The following is an 18,119-nucleotide window of genomic DNA, read 5'->3' as shown; positions in this document are numbered from 1 at the left end:
GTTTCTCCGGTTTATTCTTTGTTGTGCCAATGACATTCGGGCAGCAACACGCGCGTCACCCGCTGTCGGCGGGCATCGCTCCCGCCGCCAGCATGCTGTCTGCCCATCTTTTCCACCGCGTGTCATACGCATGCATTCGCCGCCCGATTTCTTCCTCAGATAATCGCTGGCGTCGAACCTGCTCATAAAGCCGCGCGCGTCGCTCGCGGTGGTTTGTTAGCGCCCGTGGCGCAACGGTGGGCCCACCGCTCCCAAACCACAGGCCCAGCCAGTCGAAACCCTTTTCCACCTTTCCCGTCTGGGTTTTATCCGGATGGCGCTCAAAACCACCGAGTTCAAAAAACGATGCCAGCTCACGGATACCGCGCCGGAGCTGCCAGCGGGTTCGGGTGAGCAATAAGAAGTCATCCATATAGCGAACATAGAAATAATCCTCGGGGGGAAGAGATTCGTAATAGCCATCAACATGCCTGAGCAGGCTCCCGCCGATTAGCGGGCTGAGGGCGCAGCCACGGGGTATTCCAAGGGTTGGGGTATAGATCTCTCCACCCGATTCCACGCTGTAATGAACATATTGCGCTATCAGAGCACGGTGTACCGGGTCCGGAATGAATCGGTCGATCTGGCTAATCACCTGGGATTTTATGATATGCCCGTAGTAGCCACGGATATCGGTTCGATGCACAAATCGGTAGCGTCCGCTACACAAGGCCCCGGCCACTAACCTGAGGCATTTTCTTCCGCCGCCGCCCCGCAGGTGCATACAGGAAGAACGCCGCGGCATTAGCCCTTGTATTTGTAGCGAAACCCATTTCAGGACCAGCGCGTCTTGCGCCGACCACATTGCCACGCTCTCCTGGCCAGACTTTGTTCGATGAACAAGCATCGGTGAAAGTCGATAGCTACCGGTAACGACATCCCGATACAGGACATGGCCGATATTCGGCCAGCGCCAGCGGAGATCCCAGATATCGGCGTCAGGCGGAGCCCTGCGCCGCCGTCGGCAAAGCCAGTCGAATGCGGCCAGCCAGGCCGGATCCACAGCCGCTTATCTGTAGGCAACGTTAAGCGTAACAACGCTGGTGACTGCCCCCGGCACCGGCGCGCTTCCCCCGGGCTGAACCATGTTGGCTGTAAAGGGGAACTTAACCACGCCGTCTTCCGCCGTCTGTTCCACCGTATTCAGGCCACCCGCGTCCATAACGGTTTCTCCGCTCTTAATCTCCACGGCAACGTTATGCCCCGCCGATCCGTCATTCTGAAAATCATCCGCCTTGCCGTCAGCGGGTGTTCCGGTGGCGCTCACGACAACAACTGCGCCTTCATCACAATTGCTGAAACCGAGGGTAAAAGGTGTCGTAGCAACGACGGTACCCGGACCGGTGAAATCTCCGACCGGAACCATACCGAGGTCAACGGCCACGGTTTTGCTATCCATGGTGCAGGTTGGTGCCACAAAAGTACCGGAAAAAGTAACGGTTGCTGTTGGTGAAACGGTGTCTGCACAGGCAACGCCTGGAACCATAAACATTCCGGAAATTAATAGCGCCGCCATCCCTGTTTTATTCACGCTTAACATAATTTTCCCCGTACCTCTGAATGAAAAAATACTAAAAAAAACGGCCATGCACGGAGAGGCACATGGCCGTCAACCGGCGTTGCGGAGACCAGAACTGCCTCCGCAACGCCGCGTTCCCTCAGGACTTACTTATAATCTACGTTCAGGGTTACAACGCTTGCTACGGAGCCCACGGTCGGTGCAGTTGCATTGGATTGAACCATGGAAGCAGTGAACGGCAGGCTACCAGCACCGTCAGCCAGGGTCACAGGAACGGTATTGACGCCCGCAGCGTCCATAAAGGTGTCGCCGCTTTTGAGCTCTACCGCTACGTTTGCAGCGTCGCCGGTGCTTGCATAGCCGTTAGCGTCGTCTGCGTCAGCGCTGCCGTTGGCCGCTACGGTGATGGTATTTACGCTGTCGCCACAGTCATGGAAATCCAGAGAGAAGTCTTTGGATGCGGCAGGGATACCAACGCCTGCGAAGTCAGCAACGGCAGCCTGGCCCAGGTCGATAGCTACGCCGTCGGCTTTCTGATCCAGAGTACAGGTAGAATCAACAACCTGACCGGTAACGTTCACCGTTACCGCGTCCTGAGCCTGAGCCCCCATCGCCGCAACCAGAAGTGCTGAACCAATGAAAGCCGCTACACCTGTTTTTTTCATGTTAAACATCGTTTTGTTTCCTTATTACCGTAGAAAGATGCCTGTCGGTGACGGGCACCAAGAATCGCCTGTTATCTTGTGATTAGTTACAGACTTCCGTATCCCGAAGCAGGGGAACATTCGCTTCCTGCTTCGGCAAACTGTAGTTAAGGTCGCAGTGCTGGCCTGCGCCTTCTCCCCAACGGGCGGTGACATGCCCTTTCTGCCTGAGGCCCGTCAGGTATACCTGACCGTCATCGCTTACAATGCCGGTGTCATTATCCGTGGCCACCATGGCGCCAAACGGCAACGGTTTTCCGTCGTGCGTCAGCGTCATCAAGACTCGCTCGCCTTTATGGGCCTTAAATTCTGCGCGAACCAGAGCGCCGCGGGTGGGTACCACGCGCTTCATGGTCCCCTCCAGTTCGGTATGCGAATCAAGGCCGTTCACATCCAGCGAGACTCTGTTTTCGCGATAAGGCGCGCCCAGGGACACCACCGCATACCCACGCCAGTCGGTATGAATACCCGTTCCGTTCTCAACCGGAACATCGGCAGCTCCCGGTGCGGCAATCAGAATATTAGTTTCGCCCGGAGTCTGGCCCAGCGTCAGGCCATCGCGGTGCAGATAAATCCCGCCGTCCAGCCCGTAGCTCACCTGGCGATAGCTGCTGTCGCTGTAGCTGTAGCCGAGCAATGCGGAGCCGTATCCTCCGCGGTAGTCGAGGCTGGCGTTACCGCTGTACCCCTCCTGCTGCGTATACCCCTGGCTGACGTTCCAGTTCAGGTTGTGTTCTTTCAGCAGGTTGCCGGACATCCCCGCCTGGTGAGTGATATCCCCGTTGCCGTTACGGCTGCTGCTGTAGTTCAGCCAGCTGGCCGACAAAGCGGAGCTCTGAGGCAGCAGCGCGCTCAGCGGAACCGAGATGCCCAGATAGGCCGTTTCGTCCGCCCCACGGTCCGTATCCCGGTTATAGCTGTAGGACAGGTTGTAGCTAACCGGACCCAGCGTACTGCTGAAACCTGCCGTCATGGAGTCGGATGAACCACCACGGTTCCAGTAAGTCTGTTTGCTGGCCGTCAGATACACGGAACCCAGACTTCCCAGCCGCTGGGAAACGTTCGCCTGCAGGCGGGCGCGGCGCGTGTTGTACAGGTTGTAGTAATCGGTATAGTCCCGCTTTATCGGTCGCCCTTCTGCATCCACTTCCACGCTGTCAGTCAGCCAGCCTTCCATACCCTTCATCGCCGTTTCGCTTAGCGTGTGGAAACCGCGAGTGGAGTAGCGGTAACCGGTTAGCTGTAACGTTGTCCCCAGCTCGTTCAGAGAGCGGGCGTACAGGAAGCGATACGATTGCCCCTGGTGACGGCTGTCATCCGCGAGCTGGCTGTAGGCATGCGTGGCATCCGCAGAGATAGCGCCCCACTCGCCCATGTTCAGGCCCAGGCCCAGCGCCATCGCACGGTAATGGTCGGCGTATTGCAGGCCACCGTAGGTCGTCACGTTACCCGGCAGGCCCCACAGCAGGTTGCTGGTCACAAACGACGGATCGTCGTACTGGTTGCTGCTGCTTCTGAATCGGCCACCCGCCACGCTGTAACGGACATTGCCTTCACGCTGCATAACCGGTACCGAGGAGTACGGGACGGTAAACGTGTGTGACGTCCCGTCAGCTTCCGCCACGGTGACATCAAGGTCACCGCCGGCTGAAACGGCATAAAGGTCGTTAATGACAAAAGCACCGGCCGGCACGTAAGTCTGGTACATCAGGTTCCCATTCTGCCGAATGGTTACACGGGCGTTGCTTCCCGCCATGCCACGAATCACCGGCGCATAGCCGTGCATCGTATCCGGATACATACTTTCGTCAGACGCCAGCTTCATACCGCGGAAATCAACGGCGTCAAACACATCGCTATCGGTGTGGCCGTCCCCTAACGTCAGGCGGCTTTTCCATGGAACGATCGCCCTCTCGGCATAGGTGCTCAGGTGCTCCCAGTGACGCGAGCTGTTGTACTCATTTGAATAAGTACTCAGGGAACGGTTGTCCCGCAGGCGCCATGCTCCAATATTGAGCTGGCTGTTCAGGTTCAGATAATTGTTACGGTTGTCGCCGTAGCGCCCATGGCTCTCATTGCCGTTAAACCGGTATCCGACCATCAAAGCATTAATGCCGTCATCCCAGCGCTCCGGGGATATCCAGCCGCGTGGACGATGCTTCAGTGCCGCCTGCGGGATACTGATATCCAGCCGCATCTTTGGAAAATTAAAAGCCGTGTAGGCCTGCGGGATATTATTCCCCAGAGAAACCGGTGCTTCACCGGGCAGGGATGACAGCGCAGGGTACAGAGCCGTATTCACGCCAAGCTCCAGCAGGTCATTAACCGTCAGGCAGGGAACCAGCCCTGTGCGATCGTGCGCTGTTGCTGTTTCATCCTGCGGCGCAGTTCCGGCAGATGTCGTGTCTGTATTCCCGTGCGAAGCTGAAACAAAACGAACTTTCTTACTGCTCACCCGGTCATTGTTCAGATAAATATCTACGTCATAGACGCCCGGTAATTGAGCTCCTGCCTGTGAAAGCAGAGATAAGTCAGCCACGCTGCTCTCCCCCCCGGAGAGCATATCCGGGGAAAAATACAATCCATCGGCATACGCCGTTGAACACGCAAGCAGACACAAGGTTGCCAGCGGAGTCAGGGCATAGAGACGCCTTCCCTGGTGACGGAATAGTTTATCGTTCTGCATTTTTTTGCTCTTTTACGAATGACCGACTGACATAAACACGCTAAATATCAAAAACTTAATTAATATCTTTAACCTGCTCAGGCGTGGATGCGCCGTAATCGTTTATGGTCCGGTATGACACTTTCATCGCGGAAACCGGCATGCTAACCACCACGTGGTCTTTAGGCGGCACCATAATCGGCTTTATCTCACGGCCGGAGACTTTAATATCAATCAGCGTCTGGTAATAAGGAGAAGGATTTCCTATATCCAGCTGGCTTCCCCGGTGGCTGAAAGTCAGCAGCGACGGGGCCTCGCTGATTGCCGGGCTAAGCCCTTCCGGGCGGGCAAACAGCTTCAGGCGGTTCGCCGTGGCGATCAGCAGAACATTTTCTCCCTCAAGCTTCTTTTTATCGACGGAAGGGATAGACTTTTCAATAAAGTAGAACAGTGATTCCCGATCTTTTGGCAGAGCCGGTCCGGTATACACCAGACGAAGTGCATTAGAATCACGCGGCCCGCTCATATATAAAGGAGGCGTTACGACAAAATCTTTTTCTTTTTGCCCGCTGCTATTCTCAACCCATGACTGAATGAGAAAACTGTCCTTTTTGGAAGTGTTAACCATTCTAACCGACGCCTGGCCATCACCTTCATTTAATACAATTCGGGTCCCTAATACCGATATACCGCCCTCTGCATGAGCCAACGCTGACACCAGACATAATGATGGAACAACCATTTTAAGCGTTGCGGCCCGTATTATATTAACCATGATTTTCTCCATACCTAACTCTGACATAAACACCTTCAACGACCCGCGATCTCTGATTAATTCCACACTATCTTTATGGAATTAACCAAGCCCTCCCGACAACAGGATGACATGTGAAACTTCATTAACTCATTCTTATTTAAGACAGTAGATAGACTGCGACAATCGTCCGATGCATAAATGTTTAAAAATATGTCTCAATGTGTTTATTAACGAATAAAAGTATTTTTGTCAGCTGACTTTGTAGAAACTCAAAATTCATTTCTCGATATTCCTACCCTTCCAGTTGCGAGAGAGATAATACATATCCATACAAATACTGACAAAACCTTTTTATTCCTTTACCAAAATTCAGTAATAACCTCTGTCAATCTATAAATTTGAAGATCATGACGACTAAACTCGTCGCCATAATTCATATGACGACATATTATTGTATTTTTTTTGGATTATCAGAATTAAAGATCGTACAATCTCAAAAATCGATATAAATTACCGCAAGGTAGCCCCCCCACATTGTTAACGATTATTTAACTTGTTGACAAAAAAATAAACAATGTACAACAAATGTTAATAAACGAAAGTCTTCTTCGCCGTAAATAGGGTTGTGATGAAATGAGGAACATGACAAATATGACGAAATCAAAGAATCAACAAAATATTCTGAGCCCAATGGAAGAAAGGATTATTTCCACGTTTACTTTTTGCCTACCAGATATCAAAAACACTCCCGATAGCGATGACTGGCTGAACACCAGACAGATTGCAGAGAAGTGTAATGCAACAATCTATAAATCTCGCTACAGCCTGTTGAAGCTAAAAGAAAAAGGTTTGATTATTCAGCGCAATGTTCTAAGTAAATCATACTGGCGGCTATCAGAAAAAAATCACGCCGAATAAGAACGCTATTCATTTAATTTAACATCTGAATATCCTGCACGTCTGTCCTTAACCGTCCGGCGATGCTTACACACGTCATAAATGTAGATGCTATTACTATGAAAAAAAATCCCCCCCGCGCGGAAACTTAACTTCCGCCAGGATAATATTCGCACTATTGTTTACAGCAGCCGGCGTTCTTGAGTTTATTAATTATTTCACCCACGCGAAAAATGCCGATGATGAAAGTTACTATTCTGAAACATGCCATGAAGCGGATCGGACCTGTTTGCGCCACCTCAACGATGTTCCGGTAACTACTCCCCTGCTCGCCACGCAGGACCGCGTCTCCCTAAAAACCGTTTCTTTATATCAGCCACTGCAACCGGAAAAGGTCATCACGGAAAATGACGAAACCGCCCTATGGAATGAACTTCTGACGCTGGCTTTTGGAGGTATTATACTTTCTGGTGTGTATTATCGCTTCGGCAGTAAACGGTTTGCCCTGCCAAAAAAAGCTGAATTTGTCCCTTGGTATCAGCCAGTAATAGATACTCGCGGCGTACTCCACGGGGTGGAAATTCTGGCCCGCTGCCGTCTGCCCGGCGGAGAAATATTATCCCCTTCCGCCTTTATCCCTGCGGCTCGGGCGGCTGGCCGCCTGCCTGAAATCACAGCAAGTTTGCTAAAACAAGCTGCATGGGATCTTCAACCCCTGCTTTTGAACACCACATACCCTTACCCTTTACGCATAGCGGTAAACATCACACGAGATAACATCAGAGCACCGGCTTTTATTGGTCAGTGCGACAACTTTGTAAAGGCGTTTCCTGCCAGCCGGGTGAAACTCATCGCTGAAATCACCGAACAGGAGCCCGCTAATTTCAGCCTGGCCGAGCAGAATGTCCTGGCCCGTCTGGCCGCCTGCGGCACTGAAATCGCTCTGGATGATTTCGGAACTGCCGTCAGCAATCTGGAAGGATTACGCCTTTCACATTTGCAATACCTGAAACTGGATCGCAGTTTCCTTCCCACGCGGGGCATGAAGCCTGAGCATCATCGCCCGGCAGAAGCGGTACTGGCTATCGCCCGGGTAACGGGTCTGGAAATCATTGCCGAAGGGGTGGAAACCCAGGAACAGCGCGACTGGTTAAATGAAAACGGCGTATATCTTCAGCAGGGCTTTCTGTTCTCGCCGCCGGTTCCCGGCAGCGTCATTGCAGAAGAAGGATTCAACCCTCTCGAAAATGTGGGTTAACAACATGGTTATATTTTCAGAGAATGCTTTTTTTCACCTTGGTCTAGACACGCTGACAAAGCATGGTCAACTGGCTGGAAGCGATCATATCGCCGTGTTTGATCTATGGGACAACAAGGTAGCCCTTACTCGTATGCTTCCGGGAGCCGCTACCCTGGCAGCCATCGACCCACTGGCATCTTATGCAGCAACGCCAAGTATCATTGTCAGCCAAAAAACACTCATCCGTTTGCTGACGGAGAAAGACGCGCACAAAGGGGCTACGACCTACACTCCCCGCCGTTTCAATTCTCGGGGCCTGACCCAATCCGAAAGCAATATTTTGCGCATGATGATGCAGGATTATACCCCTATAGAGATCTCCTTAACGCTTGGCATTTCGCAGCAAACGGTCAGCGCCCATAAAAGAAAAGCGCTGCTCAAACTGGGGTTAGGTTCATTTTGCTCTTTGGTCCATATTTTGCCGCGCTGGCAGCGCTTTATGTGCAACCTCTTTGCGTCAGACAGCACCACGACAATGTTTACTTCCACCCGGCAGCAGGTTTCCATGACAGATTAGGATGTAAAAAAGCAGGGGATAAGCGACAGCGCCATCCGACATTTTCGACGTGTCAATCCTTCTGCTTAGCCAGCCACACCGCGCCCAGCATGCCCGCTTTATTCCCCAGCATGCACGGGCGGATCGGCACCTTAAGCACGTCCCAGAACTTAAATCCTGCCAGATGGCGCTCCCGCATCGGGTAGAGCATCGGCTGCGTGCTTACGCCGTCGCCCGGCAAAATCGCCTGCGGATCAAACAACGACACCACGCTCTGCCACGAGTCGAGAAACAGCTGGCGGTCGTAATGCGTATCGTATTCTTCGGCTATCAGCACCTCCCCCTCTTCGGTGAATAAACCATGTTTTACATGGATACCGCCTATATCAAAACGAAAAAACAGGCGCATGAGCAATCCGTTAGGCGAAACGGGAAAAAGGTCAACTTCAAGTATGAATCAAATCATTCAGGCTGCCGGTTGATTACTCCGGATGCCCCAAATTTAATCCGTGAGCCATGTCGTAAAGCCTTCAAACGCTGGCGAAGAAATGAGCGATCCAGACTACCCTTGTGGGTGAAAACATCACAAGGAAAAGGCTATGACGAATAATCCCCCCGATACCCGAATCATCCCCGGTGAATATGGTTTTCCGCTTAAACTCAAACCCCGTTACGACAACTACATAGGCGGGCAGTGGGTTGCCCCGGTTGGCGGCCAGTACTATGAAAACCTGACTCCGATTACCGGCCAGCCGCTGTGCGAAATCGCCAGCTCCGGCAAGGCCGACATCGACCTGGCGCTGGACGCCGCCCACGAAGCCAAAGCGGGCTGGGGGCAAATGTCCGTACAGGAACGCGCCAACATCCTGCTGAAAATTGCCGACCGTATGGAGCAGAACATTGCGCTGCTGGCGACGGCGGAAACCTGGGACAACGGCAAACCGATCCGCGAAACCAGCGCCGCCGACGTGCCGCTGGCCATCGACCACTTCCGCTATTTCGCCTCCTGCATTCGTGCCCAGGAGGGCGGTATCAGCGAGGTGGATAAAGACACCGTGGCCTACCACTTCCACGAGCCGCTCGGCGTGGTCGCACAGATTATTCCGTGGAACTTCCCGCTGCTGATGGCGAGCTGGAAAATGGCACCGGCGCTGGCCGCGGGCAACTGCATTGTGCTGAAGCCAGCGCGGCTCACCCCGCTCTCCGTGCTGCTGTTGATGGAACTGGTGGGGGACTTGCTGCCGCCGGGCGTCATCAACGTGGTTAACGGCGCGGGCGGCGAGATTGGCGAATACCTGGCAACGTCGAAACGCATCGCCAAGGTGGCCTTCACCGGCTCGACCGAGGTCGGCCAGCAGATCATGCAGTACGCTACCCAGAACATTATCCCGGTCACCCTGGAGCTGGGCGGTAAATCGCCGAACATCTTCTTTGCCGACGTGATGGAAGAGGAAGACGCCTTCTTCGACAAGGCGCTGGAGGGCTTTGCGCTGTTTGCCTTCAACCAGGGCGAGGTCTGCACCTGCCCGAGCCGCGCGCTGGTGCAGGAGTCCATCTACGAGCGTTTCATTGAGCGGGCTATTCGCCGGGTAGAAGCTATCCGCAGCGGCAATCCGCTGGACAGCCGCACCCAAATGGGCGCGCAGGTGTCCCAGGGGCAGATGGAGACCATCCTCAACTACATCGACATCGGCAAGAAGGAAGGCGCGGACGTGCTGACCGGCGGGCGTAGAAAAGCGCTGACGGGCGACCTGCAGGCGGGTTACTACCTCGAGCCGACCATTCTGTTTGGTAAAAACAACATGCGTGTATTCCAGGAGGAAATCTTCGGGCCGGTGCTCGCCGTCACCACGTTTAAAACCGTGGAGGAAGCGCTGGAGCTGGCGAACGATACCGAATACGGCCTTGGCGCTGGCGTCTGGAGCCGCAACGGCAGCCTGGCCTACAAAATGGGACGCGGCATACAGGCCGGGCGCGTGTGGACCAACTGCTATCACGCCTACCCGGCACACGCGGCGTTTGGTGGTTATAAACAGTCCGGGATCGGGCGCGAGACCCATAAGATGATGCTGGAGCATTATCAGCAGACCAAGTGCCTGCTGGTGAGCTATTCCGACAAGCCGCTGGGCCTGTTCTGAGGATTGCCCCTCACCCTGGCGGGGCTAAGCCTTAGTCACAAATACGTTCTATGAAGGATCGGCTAAGGTTCCGTTCACTTCCAGCCCTGTTTCATATGTAGCCACCGCACCGGTAAACGTCTCGGTGGAGTCACCGTCACTCCCCCGAGACCCCGGACTCCCGGCCAAATAAATCGACCGCTAAAGCGGCAGACCTCCGTTTTATCTCCCAGTCCTGGGTCGGCTGAGATGCGTTCCCGACGCTCTCAGCCTCCGGCCAGTCGGAGAGAAAACGGAGGCGATTTAAGCCGGAACCAAGCCTCGCTTTTAACCCGCAGCTACGCACAAAGTCACAGTCGCTTCAAGACCCGCAGCCACGCCCTTGTTCCCGGCTCTCATCGCCCCCGGTTATGACCCAACTCAGACGGGGTTGAGCTGTCGGGAACAGCGAAAGAGAGCGATCGTCGGGAACGAATCGCGAACGACCCCGACTGTTTGGGTGATAGCCGGTGGGTTTACCGCTTCAGCGGCGATGAGCTCGCCGGGCGCCGGGGGTCGTCAGGGGGCATGGCGTAATGCCACCTGACACGTTCACCGTCTCTGAACGCACAGAGGAAATCGATCTACGGGTGAACGGAACAACAACTGAGCTAAAGAGATCTCCCGGAAGATTCTAAAAACCGGGGTGAGGGGAAAATCTAGCACAGCCGCTCCGGGTGCGTATAAACCGTAGCACGGCCTGGCCGGTTAAAGCCCACCAGCGTCAGATTCGTACGCTGCGCAACCTCCACCGCCAGCGAAGTCGCCGCAGACACCGCGAACAGGATTTCAATACCGCACATCGCGGCCTTCTGCACCATCTCATAGCTGGCACGGCTGGAGACCAGCGCGGCGCCGTTGTGCCACGGGTTGCGGCTACGAATACCGAGCATTTTATCCAGCGCGACGTGGCGGCCGATATCTTCCCGCCCGTCGAGGATCTGCCCGTCAGGATCAAGCCACAGCGCCGCATGGGTACAGCCGGTTAACTCACCGACAGGCTGATAGCCACGCATTTTTTTCAGCGCCTCATCCAGCTTTTCCAGGGCAAACGTCTGGGTAAACGGCAGCGGCGGCACCGGGCGGCCAATATCGTTTAACTGCTCAACGCCGCAAACGCCGCAGCCGGTTCGTCCGGCCAGCGCCCGGCGACGCTCTTTCAGGCCCGCAAAGCGGCGGCTGGACAGCTCTATCTGCACCTCAATGCCGTTACAGGACGACAACACATCCATCCCGTAAATATCAGCCGGGCTTTGAATAATGCCTTCGGACAGGGAAAACCCCAGCGCAAACGCTTCCAGATCCTTTGGCGAAGCCATCATCACGACGTGGGAAATGCCGTTGTAGACCAGCGCGACAGGGATTTCCTCCGCCAGCCAGTCGGTTTCAGCTACGGTGAGATTACCCCGGTGCCAAAGCTCGATCGTGCGCGCACCGGTTACCTGTTCCATAATTTTTTTGTCAGAGTGGTCAAATTTGTTCACTTTGTTTTAACCAATCGAGAACACCCGCAGTACCAATGTGGTATTCTGGAAATACCCCTTCTGGATGAAGGGAAGTAAGCCATCAAAATCAATAAGGGTTCCAATTGTGAACCTTTGCGGGTCGCCCCGCAAAAAATAAATCCTAAGCAATGTGAAATGTCGAATGTAAGGAGCGATCCATGCAGGTCAGCAGAAGGCAGTTCTTTAAGATCTGCGCTGGCGGTATGGCAGGCACCACGGCAGCCGCGCTGGGCTTTGCCCCCGGCGTTGCGCTCGCGGAAACCCGGCAGTATAAGCTACTGCGCACCCGTGAAACCCGTAACACCTGCACATACTGCTCCGTCGGCTGTGGGCTATTGATGTATAGCCTCGGCGACGGCGCAAAAAACGCAAAAGCCTCAATTTTCCATATCGAAGGTGACCCGGACCACCCGGTAAACCGCGGCGCGCTGTGCCCGAAAGGGGCCGGTCTGGTGGACTTTATCCATTCCGAAAGCCGTCTGAAAACGCCTTCATACCGCGCGCCAGGTTCCGATAAATGGCAGCAAATCAGCTGGGAAGATGCCTTTGACCGCATCGCGAAGCTGATGAAAGAAGACCGCGATGCCAACTTCATTGAAAAAAACGAACAGGGCACCACGGTCAACCGCTGGCTCTCCACGGGGATGCTTTGCGCCTCCGCGTCGAGCAACGAAACCGGCTATTTAACCCAGAAATTTACCCGCGCCCTCGGCATGCTTGCCGTGGATAACCAGGCGCGTGTCTGACACGGACCAACGGTAGCAAGTCTTGCTCCAACATTTGGTCGCGGTGCGATGACCAACCACTGGGTTGATATCAAAAACGCCAACCTCATCGTGGTGATGGGTGGGAACGCGGCAGAAGCGCATCCGGTGGGATTCCGCTGGGCGATGGAAGCCAAAATTCACAACGGCGCGAAGCTGATTGTTATCGATCCTCGCTTTACGCGAACCGCTTCGGTGGCGGATTTCTACACGCCTATCCGTTCCGGGACCGACATTGCTTTCCTGTCGGGCATCCTGCTGTACCTGATAAACAACAACAAATTCAACCGCGAGTACGTCGAGTCTTACACCAACGCCAACCTGATTGTGCGTGAGGACTTCGGCTTCGACGACGGCCTGTTCACCGGCTACGACGCGGTGAACCGCAAGTACGACAAAACCACCTGGAACTACGAGCTGGATGAAGAAGGCTTCGCCAAACGCGACCTGACGCTTCAGCACCCGCGCTGCGTGTGGAACCTGCTGAAAGAGCATATTTCCCGCTACACGCCGGATGTGGTGACCAGTATCTGCGGCACGCCGAAAGAAGACTTCCTGAAGGTCTGCGAGTACATCGCCGAAACCAGCGTGGCGGACAAAACCGCCTCGTTCCTGTACGCCCTGGGCTGGACACAGCACTCCATCGGCGCGCAGAACATTCGCACCATGGCGATGATCCAGCTGCTGCTCGGCAACATGGGGATGGCAGGCGGCGGCGTCAACGCCCTGCGCGGCCACTCCAACATTCAGGGTCTGACCGACCTTGGCCTGCTTTCCACCAGCCTGCCGGGTTACATGAACCTGCCGAGCGAAAAACAGGTGGATATCGACAGCTATCTGGCGGCCAACACGCCTAAACCGCTGCTGAAAGGCCAGGTGAACTACTGGGGCAACTACCCGAAATTCTTCGTCTCGATGATGAAAGCCTTCTTTGGCGACAAAGCGACGAAAGAAAACGGCTGGGGCTACGACTGGCTGCCAAAGTGGGACAAAGGCTACGACGTGCTGCAGTACTTCGAGATGATGAGCCAGGGCAAGGTCAACGGCTATCTGTGCCAGGGCTTTAACCCGGTGGCCTCGTTCCCGAACAAGAACAAGGTCGTGGCCTCGCTCTCGAAGCTGAAGTTCCTGGTCACCATTGACCCGCTGAACACCGAAACGTCCAACTTCTGGCAGAACCACGGCGAGATGAACGACGTTGATCCGTCGAAAATTCAGACCGAGGTGTTCCGCCTGCCGTCCACCTGCTTCGCGGAAGAGAACGGCTCCATCGTGAACTCCGGGCGCTGGCTGCAGTGGCACTGGAAAGGGGCGGATGCGCCAGGGGAAGCGCTGAACGACGGCGAAATCCTCTCCGGCATCTTCACCCGCCTGCGCCACATGTACGAGCGCGACGGCGGCAAAGTGCCTGAGCAGGTGCTGAACATGACCTGGAAGTACCTGACGCCAGACAACCCGGCGCCGGAAGAAGTGGCCATGGAAAGCAACGGCAAGGCGCTGGAAGACCTGATCGACCCGGCCACCGGTGCGGTGCTGGTGAAAAAAGGGCAGCAGCTCAGCTCCTTTGCTCAGCTGCGCGACGACGGGACAACCTCCAGCGGCTGCTGGATATTCGCCGGGAGCTGGACGCCGGACGGTAACCAGATGGCGCGCCGCGACAACGCCGATCCGTCAGGCCTGGGCAATACGCTGGGCTGGGCATGGGCGTGGCCGCTTAACCGCCGCATCCTGTATAACCGTGCCTCCGCCGATCCATCGGGTAAACCGTGGGATGAAAAACGCCGCCTGATCTCCTGGGATGGCGCCAAGTGGGGCGGCATCGACGTGCCGGACTACAGCACCGCCGCGCCGGACAGCGGCGTCGGGCCGTTTATCATGCAGCCGGAAGGCCTGGGTCGCCTGTTTGCCCTCGACAAGATGGCAGAGGGGCCGTTCCCGGAACACTACGAGCCGTTTGAAACGCCGCTGGGCACCAACCCGCTGCACCCGAACGTGGTCTCCAACCCGGCGGCACGCGTGTTTAAAGATGACCTGGAAGCGATGGGCACGCATGACAAGTTCCCGTATGTCGGCACCACCTATCGTCTGACGGAGCACTTCCACTACTGGACCAAACACGCGCTGCTGAACGCCATCGCGCAGCCGGAGCAGTTTGTCGAGATTGGCGAGAAGCTGGCCAACAAGCTCGGCATCGCCCACGGCGACACGGTGAAGGTCTCCTCCAGGCGCGGCTACATCAAAGCCAAAGCGGTGGTGACCAAGCGTATCCGCACGCTGGACGTTCACGGTCAGAAAGTGGACACCATCGGGATCCCGATTCACTGGGGTTACGAAGGCGTGGCGAAAAAAGGCTTTATTGCCAACACCCTGACGCCGTTTGTCGGGGATGCCAACACGCAAACGCCGGAGTTCAAGGCGTTCCTGGTCAACGTGGAAAAGGTGTAACGGAGACGAATTATGGCTTATCAATCTCAGGACATTATCCGTCGTTCCGCTACTAACGGCTTCACGCCCGCGCCTCAGGCGCGGGATCACCAGCAAGAGGTCGCCAAGCTTATCGACGTTACCACCTGCATCGGCTGTAAGGCCTGCCAGGTGGCGTGCTCGGAATGGAACGACATCCGTGATGAAGTGGGGCACAACGTCGGGGTGTACGACAACCCGGCGGACCTGACCGCCAAATCATGGACGGTGATGCGCTTCTCGGAAGTGGAGCAAAACGACAAACTGGAATGGCTGATCCGCAAAGACGGCTGTATGCACTGCGCGGATCCGGGCTGCCTGAAGGCGTGCCCGTCGGAAGGGGCGATTATTCAGTATGCCAACGGCATCGTCGACTTCCAGTCTGAGCAATGCATCGGCTGCGGCTACTGCATCGCCGGCTGCCCGTTCGACGTGCCGCGCCTGAACCCGGAAGACAACCGCGTCTACAAATGCACCCTGTGCGTAGACCGCGTCACCGTGGGCCAGGAGCCAGCGTGCGTGAAGACCTGCCCGACCGGGGCGATTCATTTCGGCTCGAAAGAGGACATGAAAACCCTCGCCGGCGAGCGCGTGACGGAGCTGAAAACCCGTGGTTACGACAACGCAGGTTTGTACGATCCGGCCGGCGTTGGCGGGACGCACGTCATGTACGTGCTGCATCATGCGGACAAGCCGACGCTGTATCATGGCCTGCCGGAGAACCCGTCCATCAGCCCAACCGTGAAGTTCTGGAAAGGCGTCTGGAAACCGCTGGCCGCCATCGGCTTTGCGGCCACCTTCGCCGCCAGCGTCTTCCACTACGTTGGGGTCGGCCCGAACCGTGCCGATGAAGAGGACGATAATCTGCACCATGACGACGACGAGGTGCGTAAATGAAAAAGCAACCGACCATTCAGCGCTACAGCGCGCCTGAGCGCATCAACCACTGGATCACCGCCTTCTGCTTCGTGCTGGCGGCGGTGAGCGGACTGGGCTTTTTCTTCCCGTCCTTCAACTGGCTGATGGGCATTCTCGGCACGCCGCAGCTGGCGCGCATCCTCCACCCGTTCGTTGGGGTGGTGATGTTCGCCTCGTTTATCATCATGTTTTTCCGTTACTGGCACCACAACCTAATCAATCGGGATGATATCTTTTGGGCGAAGAATATTCGTAAGATCGTCGTCAACGAGGAAGTGGGAGACACCGGGCGCTATAACTTCGGCCAGAAATGCGTGTTCTGGGCGGCGATTATTTTCCTGGTGCTGTTGCTGGCGAGCGGCGTGATTATCTGGCGTCCTTACTTTGCGCCAGTCTTCCCTATCCCGGTTATTCGATTTGCGTTAATGCTGCATTCATTTGCCGCGGTAGCGTTAATTGTGGTTATTATGGTGCATATTTACGCCGCCCTTTGGGTAAAAGGCACCATCACCGCGATGGTGGAGGGCTGGGTTACCACGACGTGGGCGAAGAAACATCACCCGAAATGGTATCGCGAAGTCCGCAAGACAACGGAAAAAAAATCTGAATGAGTATTCGCATAATCCCGCAAGATCAGCTGGAGAAGAGCGAGAAACGCACGGCGGAAGTGATTCCGCCGTTATTATTCCCCAGGCTCAAAAATCTCTACAACCGCCGCGCTGAACGCCTGCGCGAGCTGGCTGCCAGCAACCCGCTGGGCGACTACCTGCGCTTTGCCGCGCTGATAGCTCACGCCCAGGAAGTGGTGCTGTACGACCACCCGCTGGAAATGGATTTAACCGCCCTGATTGCCGAAGCCGCCAAAAGCGGCAAACCGCCGCTTGACATCCACGTGCTGCCGCGCGACCCGCACTGGCAGCGCCTGCTGCAGTCGCTGATTGCCGAGCTGAAGCCAGAAATGGACGGCCCGGCGTTAGCGGTGATTGAAAATCTTGAGAAAGCTTCTTCGCAGGAACTGGAAGAGATGGCCACCGCGCTGTTCAACGCCGACTTTTCGCTGGTCAGCAGCGACAAAGCGCCGTTTATCTGGGCCGCGCTGTCGCTCTATTGGGCGCAAATGGCAACGCTGATTCCAGGCAAAGCCAAAGCAGAGTACGGCGAGCAGCGCCAGTTCTGCCCGGTTTGCGGCTCGATTCCAGTCGCCAGCATGGTGCATATCGGTACCACTAACGGCCTGCGCTACCTGCACTGCAACCTGTGTGAAACCGAATGGCACGTGGTGCGTATTAAATGCAGCAACTGCGAGCAGACCCGCGACCTGAACTACTGGTCGCTGGACAGCGAGCAGGCGGCCATCAAGGCAGAAAGCTGCGGCGACTGTGGCACCTACCTGAAGATCCTCTATCAGGAAAAGGACCCGAAAGTGGAAGCGGTTGCCGATGACCTGGCCTCGCTGGTGCTTGACGCCCGCATGGAGCAGGAAGGTTTTGCCCGCAGCAGTATCAATCCGTTCTTATTCCCCGGCGAAGGGGAATAAACGACAAGCGGCATTCAGGTTTGAATGCCGCTTTATTTCTCTTCTCAATCAGACAGTTTGCTTATTATGGTAATCAGGAAGGCAGTATAACCTTCAGCTACATCACCGTTAATATTTTCAATCGCAATATCATTATTCAATTTTATATCAATATCTTTATAAAACTTTAGCGAGTCCCAGCGGGTACTCATATCGGGTTGAAAGCCTGGATTTCGCCAGTGCCCTCCTTCGATTGTCCCGATATAAACGCCTCTGGCCGTCGCCTCTTCACAAACTTCAATTGCGGCTTTGGGTGTGAGTGCCATACAGGCATTGCCTTTAAGTCTAAAAAACTCACTACCGTCATCATACAAAATTGCGTGGTCGAAGAGTTTCTGATTCATACTTTCTTCCCCCAAA

Annotated in this window: 16 protein-coding genes; 8 read left to right on the top strand and 8 right to left on the bottom strand. The window is 55.3% G+C overall.

Annotated elements, in window-relative coordinates; all coding sequences use genetic code 11:
* Positions 1-55 precede the first annotated feature (55 nt).
* The 5 genes from VGM55_RS26195 to VGM55_RS26175 all read right to left on the bottom strand — a co-directional run bounded on the left by VGM55_RS26195 (position 56) and on the right by VGM55_RS26175 (position 5,669).
* Positions 56-1,042 (bottom strand): RNA-directed DNA polymerase, encoded by a 987-nt coding sequence (locus VGM55_RS26195; RefSeq protein ID WP_331637186.1) that lies wholly within the window; start codon positions 1,040-1,042, stop codon positions 56-58.
* A 6-nt stretch (positions 1,043-1,048) separates the two neighbouring features.
* Positions 1,049-1,579: a fimbrial protein gene (locus VGM55_RS26190; RefSeq protein ID WP_331637185.1), complete on the bottom strand. Its 531-nt coding sequence runs from the start codon at positions 1,577-1,579 to the stop codon at positions 1,049-1,051.
* Positions 1,580-1,704: 125 nt separating this feature from the next.
* Positions 1,705-2,232 carry a fimbrial protein gene (locus VGM55_RS26185; protein WP_331637184.1) on the bottom strand — a complete coding sequence of 176 codons (528 nt, stop codon included), beginning with the start codon at positions 2,230-2,232 and terminating at the stop codon, positions 1,705-1,707.
* Between the two features lie 73 nt (positions 2,233-2,305).
* Entirely contained in the window at positions 2,306-4,948 is a 2,643-nt protein-coding gene (locus VGM55_RS26180; protein WP_331637183.1) for a fimbria/pilus outer membrane usher protein, read from the bottom strand.
* 55 nt (positions 4,949-5,003) lie between these two features.
* Positions 5,004-5,669 carry a fimbria/pilus periplasmic chaperone gene (locus VGM55_RS26175; RefSeq protein ID WP_331637187.1) on the bottom strand — a complete coding sequence of 222 codons (666 nt, stop codon included), beginning with the start codon at positions 5,667-5,669 and terminating at the stop codon, positions 5,004-5,006.
* 666 nt (positions 5,670-6,335) lie between these two features.
* Here VGM55_RS26175 and VGM55_RS26170 point away from each other — a divergent pair.
* The 3 genes from VGM55_RS26170 to VGM55_RS26160 all read left to right on the top strand — a co-directional run bounded on the left by VGM55_RS26170 (position 6,336) and on the right by VGM55_RS26160 (position 8,398).
* Positions 6,336-6,602, top strand: coding sequence for a FaeA/PapI family transcriptional regulator (locus VGM55_RS26170; RefSeq protein ID WP_331637182.1), 267 nt, complete (start codon positions 6,336-6,338; stop codon positions 6,600-6,602).
* A gap of 157 nt (positions 6,603-6,759) precedes the next feature.
* On the top strand, positions 6,760-7,839 hold the full coding sequence (locus VGM55_RS26165; protein WP_331637181.1) for an EAL domain-containing protein: 1,080 nt from the start codon (positions 6,760-6,762) through the stop codon (positions 7,837-7,839).
* Positions 7,799-8,398, top strand: a complete 600-nt coding sequence (locus VGM55_RS26160; protein ID WP_331637180.1) for a helix-turn-helix transcriptional regulator — start codon at positions 7,799-7,801, stop codon at positions 8,396-8,398. Before VGM55_RS26165 ends, VGM55_RS26160 begins: the two co-directional genes overlap by 41 nt.
* A 52-nt stretch (positions 8,399-8,450) precedes the next feature.
* On the opposite strand, the gene VGM55_RS27560 is transcribed toward VGM55_RS26160, so the two are convergent.
* Positions 8,451-8,786: an ROK family protein gene (locus tag VGM55_RS27560; RefSeq protein ID WP_414648319.1), complete on the bottom strand. Its 336-nt coding sequence runs from the start codon at positions 8,784-8,786 to the stop codon at positions 8,451-8,453.
* Positions 8,787-8,976: 190 nt separating this feature from the next.
* Here VGM55_RS27560 and VGM55_RS26150 point away from each other — a divergent pair, with 190 nt between their 5' ends.
* A complete protein-coding gene (locus tag VGM55_RS26150) occupies positions 8,977-10,515 on the top strand; it encodes an aldehyde dehydrogenase family protein (RefSeq protein ID WP_154187435.1) in 1,539 nt (512 codons plus the stop codon).
* A 677-nt stretch (positions 10,516-11,192) separates the two neighbouring features.
* Here the strand turns inward: VGM55_RS26150 and fdhD are convergent.
* A complete protein-coding gene (gene fdhD / locus VGM55_RS26145; protein WP_331637179.1) occupies positions 11,193-11,984 on the bottom strand; it encodes a formate dehydrogenase accessory sulfurtransferase FdhD in 792 nt (263 codons plus the stop codon).
* A gap of 212 nt (positions 11,985-12,196) precedes the next feature.
* On the opposite strand from fdhD, the gene fdnG reads away from it, so the two are divergent.
* Genes fdnG through fdhE form a run of 4 tightly spaced genes read left to right on the top strand, consistent with a single transcriptional unit; the run spans position 12,197 to position 17,720 of the window.
* A complete protein-coding gene (gene fdnG / locus VGM55_RS26140) occupies positions 12,197-15,247 on the top strand; it encodes a formate dehydrogenase-N subunit alpha (protein ID WP_331637178.1) in 3,051 nt (1,016 codons plus the stop codon).
* A gap of 12 nt (positions 15,248-15,259) precedes the next feature.
* Positions 15,260-16,162, top strand: coding sequence for a formate dehydrogenase subunit beta (fdxH, locus tag VGM55_RS26135; RefSeq protein WP_038477700.1), 903 nt, complete (start codon positions 15,260-15,262; stop codon positions 16,160-16,162).
* On the top strand, positions 16,159-16,794 hold the full coding sequence (gene fdoI, locus VGM55_RS26130) for a formate dehydrogenase cytochrome b556 subunit (protein WP_154187432.1): 636 nt from the start codon (positions 16,159-16,161) through the stop codon (positions 16,792-16,794). Before fdxH ends, fdoI begins: the two co-directional genes overlap by 4 nt.
* The gene (fdhE, locus tag VGM55_RS26125; RefSeq protein ID WP_331637177.1) at positions 16,791-17,720 is read left to right on the top strand and encodes a formate dehydrogenase accessory protein FdhE; all 930 of its coding nucleotides are present in this window, start codon (positions 16,791-16,793) and stop codon (positions 17,718-17,720) included. The genes fdoI and fdhE overlap by 4 nt, the downstream gene beginning before the upstream one ends.
* A 44-nt stretch (positions 17,721-17,764) precedes the next feature.
* Here the strand turns inward: fdhE and VGM55_RS26120 are convergent.
* On the bottom strand, positions 17,765-18,119 hold a 355-nt coding region (locus VGM55_RS26120; RefSeq protein ID WP_331637176.1), incomplete at its 5' end, for a colicin-E5 immunity protein.

It is taken from the genome of Cedecea sp. (assembly GCF_036500665.1).
GTDB lineage: Bacteria > Pseudomonadota > Gammaproteobacteria > Enterobacterales > Enterobacteriaceae > Cedecea.
This window is presented reverse-complemented; position numbering and strand designations above follow the sequence as displayed.